General features: G+C 68.9%; 3 protein-coding genes and 1 pseudogene. 3 read left to right on the forward strand and 1 reads right to left on the reverse strand.

Translation table 11 applies throughout. From position 1 onward, the window contains the following. Positions 1-236: 236 nt before the first annotated feature. From V6U90_RS32410 to V6U90_RS32420, 3 genes are all read left to right on the forward strand, one after another. Positions 237-1,982 (forward strand): helicase-associated domain-containing protein, encoded by a 1,746-nt coding sequence (locus V6U90_RS32410; RefSeq protein WP_334444831.1) that lies wholly within the window; start codon positions 237-239, stop codon positions 1,980-1,982. A 16-nt stretch (positions 1,983-1,998) separates the two neighbouring features. Next, a complete protein-coding gene (locus V6U90_RS32415; RefSeq protein WP_334444833.1) occupies positions 1,999-2,535 on the forward strand; it encodes a DUF6933 domain-containing protein in 537 nt (178 codons plus the stop codon). Positions 2,536-2,994: 459 nt separating this feature from the next. Continuing rightward, complete coding sequence (locus V6U90_RS32420) at positions 2,995-3,951, forward strand: recombinase family protein (RefSeq protein ID WP_334444835.1); 957 nt, start codon at positions 2,995-2,997, stop codon at positions 3,949-3,951. Here V6U90_RS32420 and V6U90_RS32425 read toward each other — a convergent pair. Then, positions 3,935-4,848: pseudogene (locus V6U90_RS32425) on the reverse strand (IS5 family transposase). The gene V6U90_RS32420 and the pseudogene V6U90_RS32425 sit on opposite strands and share 17 nt — an antisense overlap. Positions 4,849-4,881: the final 33 nt, after the last annotated feature.

Here is a 4,881-nt window from a genome sequence, read left to right on the forward strand (position 1 = left end):
AAGGGCTGTTTCCGTGATCGGTCAGGGTCCCCGCAGAACCCTCGGAGGTTAAAGATCAAGCTAGGGGCCACCGGCGACGGGCCAGGTCGCCGGGATCAGGGTTTGGCGACTGGCGGGTCGCGTCACACGGATCCGGTCCGTACGGTTGGATTCAGGACATCGCCGTGTGTCCTGGGAGCGCCGCCGTGAGTCCATATGATCAGCTTGCTGGCCTTGACCTGCCGACCCTTCAGGTATTGGAGGCAGCTCTGGCGCTGGGTGGCCTGGTCACCGAGGCGGAGGTGTCGGCGTTGGTCGGTGCCGACGCGACGCCGTACCTGCAGCACGCCGCCGATGCGGGGCTTGTCGCGCGGCTGCGGGGCCGGCTCACGGTGAGCGGCATCCTGCGAGAGGTCTTCGCCCGTCCGCTGGGTGTCGGCCCGTCGGCTGGGCAGCTCGCCGCCGGGTTGAACGTCGATGGTCTGAAGGTGGTGGCGCGCAACCTGGGGTTGCCCTCGAAGGGCCGCAAGGCGGACCTGCTGGAGGCGGTGGCGGAGTTCTTCCTCGACACGGAGAACGTGCACGGTCTCGTCAAGCGGATGCCGGCCGCGACGCGGACGGTGTTGGAGGAGGCTGACCGCGACGGTGGAGAGCTCCGTCGCTACGGCGGCAGCAGCATCGCCCACCGGAGTCGGTATCAGAACCGCTATCGGCAGGTGCATCCGCTGGACTGGGCCGAGGAGCACGGGCTGGTCTACCGCGTGACGTGGGAGGACTATCAGCTGGCCGGTCAGGTCGCGCTCGCCTTGCGAGGAGCGGACTACACGGCTCCGTTCCAGCCGCAGGAACCACCGGTTGCCTGGCATACACCGGCTCCCCCGGCAGTGCGCCGCGACGCACAGGCCCAGGGCATTGCCGTGGTCGGCCTGTTGTCGGCACTGCTGGACGGGGCTGGGCGTGAGCCGCTGGCTACGGTCAAGGCCGGCGGCGTGGGCGTGCGCGAGCTGACCCGGACGGCGAAGACGCTGGGCGTGACGGTTGCGACCGTGCGGCTGCTACTGGCGGTCGCCCATGGGGCCAAGCTGGTCGACCTCGACGAACGCGTGGTCCCGACGGCCGCGTACGACCGCTGGCTCAAGCTCGGCCTGGACCGGCGGCTCGCGGTGATGCTGAAGGCATGGCGCGAGCTGGACTATCTGCCGTCGTCGCAGACTGGGCCGTGGGTTCCGGAGCATCGCCAAAGCTGGTCTGCGCGAGCCCGGATGGCCGCGCTGCGGGCGTTGGGTGGCCGGGCGACCATGGAACGTGAGGAGGCGGCGCAGTGGTTATGGTGGCGGCAGCCGCTGACCTTCGGCGGCACCACGACCGTGCGTGGTCTGCTGGACGAGGCCGCGACCCTGGGGGCTCTCGGCGCGGGGGCCGTCAGTCCCGCCGGGCGGGCGCTGCTGGCCGACACGGACATCGCCGAGGCCGTCGGTGACCTGGGTGAGGTCACCCGTACCGCCAGGCTACAGGCCGACCTGACCGCGGTCGTGGCGGGAACACCGAGCCCGGAGCTAGCTGAACTCCTCGGTGCGACCGCCGTCGTCGAGTCCCGCGGCACAGCCACGACCTGGCGCTTCAGCCCAGCTACGGTACGCGGCGCGTACGACGCAGGCTGGACCGAGCAGCGCCTGACCAACGCCCTGACGAAAATCGCCGACGGCGGACTGCCGCAACCACTGGTCTACCTGCTCGCCGACGTCGCCCGCCAACACGGATCGGTACGGGTCGCGCCCGTGGCCAGCACCCTGGTCAGCGACGACACCGCGCTGCTGGCGCAGATCTGCGCCGACAAACGGCTGGACCAGCTCAACCTGCGTCTGCTCGCCCCGACCGTGCTGGCCAGCCAAGCCAACACCGCCGACACGATGGCCGTCCTACGCAAAGCCGGCTACGCACCCCGGCAGCAGAACGCCGACGGCCACGACGTCATCGAGAAGACCCGCCGCCACCGCGCCTGACGGGCTGGAGAGCACCATGCTGATCGTACGCGCGACCAAGAAACTCCTCGATCACACCAACCCGCCTCGGGCTGTCGATGGAGACCACGACACGACCCTGCTGGGCCCGTGGTACGCCACCGCGCTGTTCTGGCGGCCCCGGCTCGCGCTGCTGGTCAACGAGCGGACCCCACTACCGGTCCTGCTGCCGCTGGCACCAGCGCGCAGCCTTCCCGCCCGCGTCCCCGCAGAGATCGCAACGGTGCTCGACGCCCACCAGGTGCCCAGCACCTTTACCGCCGACGAGCTACAACACATGCAGGACTGCCGATTCACCACGACGGCCAACCGCAGCGTCGTCGGGATCATGAACGAGTTCACCAAGCTCTCCGAGATCTACACCGACGATTCAGCCCGCCCCGACCTCGTCCCACTGTCGCTGCGGCTGGCCACGACACCCTGCAGCCCCTTGTACGCGACGAACGTCAGCCCCGACCGCGAGCTGGCAGCACTGGTAGGCTCCACCGCTGCCCGATCACGGAAGAGGGTCGACGGCATGCAACATGGTGAGTAGACCGTCGATCGCCCCCACTCGTTCGGGATGGGATCCGGCGAGAAGTGGATCATCTTGTTGCCGATGTCCACGACGTCCTTGACCTGCTACACGACCTGGGCGTCGTCTAGCAGCCGGTCGAGGAGCAGGAACTACTTCTCGTCCAAAAAGACGTGGACGCAGGCTCCGAAGGTCGAGTCGTAGCCGGTTTCCGTCTTCCGTGTCGTACCGGCCAGTCGAAGCCGAACTGCCGGTCGGCTTCCGCACTGCCGCCCGGTCAGGCACTGCCGGTGGCGCACCGACAACTCACCGACACGGTCACCGCACAGCCGCCAGTCGACCAGTCAGGCCCATCCCCACCGGTTGAGCCAACAGATGTTGCGAGTGGCCGAGTCCCACGAACCGCAACTTCGTTAGCCATCTATATCGGGGCGAATGACTGGTTGCCCGTTGTGTGGGGAGGGTCCGGGGAGGGTCCTGATGCAATACGCGCCGGAACTCCACGGCCCCGACCTGCTCGGCTGGTGGATACGGCAGCCGAACCCGCGAGGCCGCCAACGGGCGCAGCACCGGACGACATCACCTCCACCCGGCATCCGCTTCGCCTTCTACGGGCGGAAATCCACCGTCGACTTCCAGGACCGGGCGTCGTCGTGCCGCTGGCAGCGCAACTACGCCGACGACCTGATCGCCGGCCGCGGTCGGATCGTGGCCGACTTCTTCGACGAGGCTGTCTCCCGCAGGGTAGCCTGGCCCGACCGGCCACAAGCGGCACGGCTGCTCGCCGCAGTGGCGGACCCGGCGCGCGGGTTCGACGCGATCGTCGTGGGTGAGTACGAACGGGCTTTCCACGGCCAGCAGCTCGAACAGCTCACCCCTATGCGGTTCGGGCACGGTGTGCAGCTATGGCTGCCGGAAACCTACGGCCCCGTGGACTTCAACAACCCCCGACAGCTGGCGCTGCTGGACCTACTCGGTGTGCACTCCCAGCGGGAGGTGTCCCGAGCCCGGCACCGCACCACCGCCGCCATGCGCGCCCAAGCCGAGCTGCAGGGTCGACATCTCGGCGGCCGGCCACCCTACGGCTACCGACTCGTCGACGCCGTCCCCCATCCGAACCGCGCCCACGCCGCCTGGGGACGCCGCCTGCACCGCTTGGAACCCGACCCGGCCACCGCACCCTGGGTGAGGTGGATCTTCGAACAACGGCTGGCCGGCAACAGCGTGGCCAGTATCGCCCGCGCCCTCAACGACACCGGTGTGCCGTGCCCGTCCGGCGCCGATCCGGCGCGTAACCGGCACCGCAGCGGCCAACGCTGGATGCTGACCACCGTTACGGCGATCCTGGCCAACCCCCGCTACACCGGCCGCCAAGTGTGGAACCGCCAACGCACCGACCTAGGGCCTGTGTCGAAGTCGGTTACAGCCATTCGTTGATGGCGGCGATGTGAACGGTGGCTTCGTAGCGGACGGCGAGTTTGTCGAAACGCGTCGCGACGGCTCGGTTGCGTTTCAGGCGGTTGATCCCGCACTCCACGGCGTGGCGCTGCTTCTACCGCTCAGGGTCGAAGGTCGGTGGCCGGCCGCCCTTCGACCCCTTCCTACGCCGGTTGGCGTCCTGGTCAGCCTTGGACGGGATGGTCGCGGCGATCCCTCGCCGGCGTAGGTAGCGGCGGTTCGCCCGGTACGTGTACGCCTTGTCCGCCAGGACCCGATCCGGACGGGTCCTGGGCCGACCGGTGACCAGGCGGGGAACACGGATGGCGGCCAGGACCGGGATGAACTGCGGACTGTCACCGCGCTGCCCGGCGGTCAGCACCATCGCGAGGGGCTTCTGACCCTGCTCGCAGGCCAGGTGCAGCTTCGTGGTCAACCCACCCCGCGACCGGCCGAGCGCATGATCAGCCGGCTCGACACTGACTCCACCGGGTGGTTCGGCCTGAAGATCCCCCTTTTTCGCGCCCCTGCGGCGTGCTGATGGGCGCGGGCGCTGGTCGAGTCCACGGACACGTCCCAGGTGATCCGACCCGCCGCGTCGGCGAGGGCCTGCAACGCGGTGAGGACCTGCTGCCAGGTCCCGTTGCGCTGCCAGCGCCGGAACAGGGCATACACCGCCGACCAGGACCCGTACTGCGGTGGCACATCCCGCCACGGGGCACCCACCCGAATCCGCCACCGGATCCCGTCGATCAACTGCCGCCTGCTCCATGACGACGGTCGACCTGGCCGCTTCGGCACCGGCAGCAACGGCTCCAGCACCGCCCACTGCACGTCGGTCAGGTCGAACCGCCCCGTCACCGCTAACCTCGGTCTTTCATTTGGGCGGCTGTTCATAGTTGCTGTTCGATGAAGACGGTTCGGGATTCG

Origin of the sequence: Micromonospora sp. CPCC 206060 (assembly GCF_036906895.1) — a bacterium.
Classification (GTDB): Bacteria; Actinomycetota; Actinomycetes; order Mycobacteriales; family Micromonosporaceae; genus Micromonospora.

What these genes read in the sequence shown, in the direction of transcription:
- V6U90_RS32420 (WP_334444835.1), top strand. Translation starts at nt 2,995, where the DNA reads ATGCAATACGCGCCGGAACTCCACGGCCCCGACCTGCTCGGCTGGTGG.
- V6U90_RS32415 (WP_334444833.1), top strand. Translation starts at nt 1,999, where the DNA reads ATGCTGATCGTACGCGCGACCAAGAAACTCCTCGATCACACCAACCCG.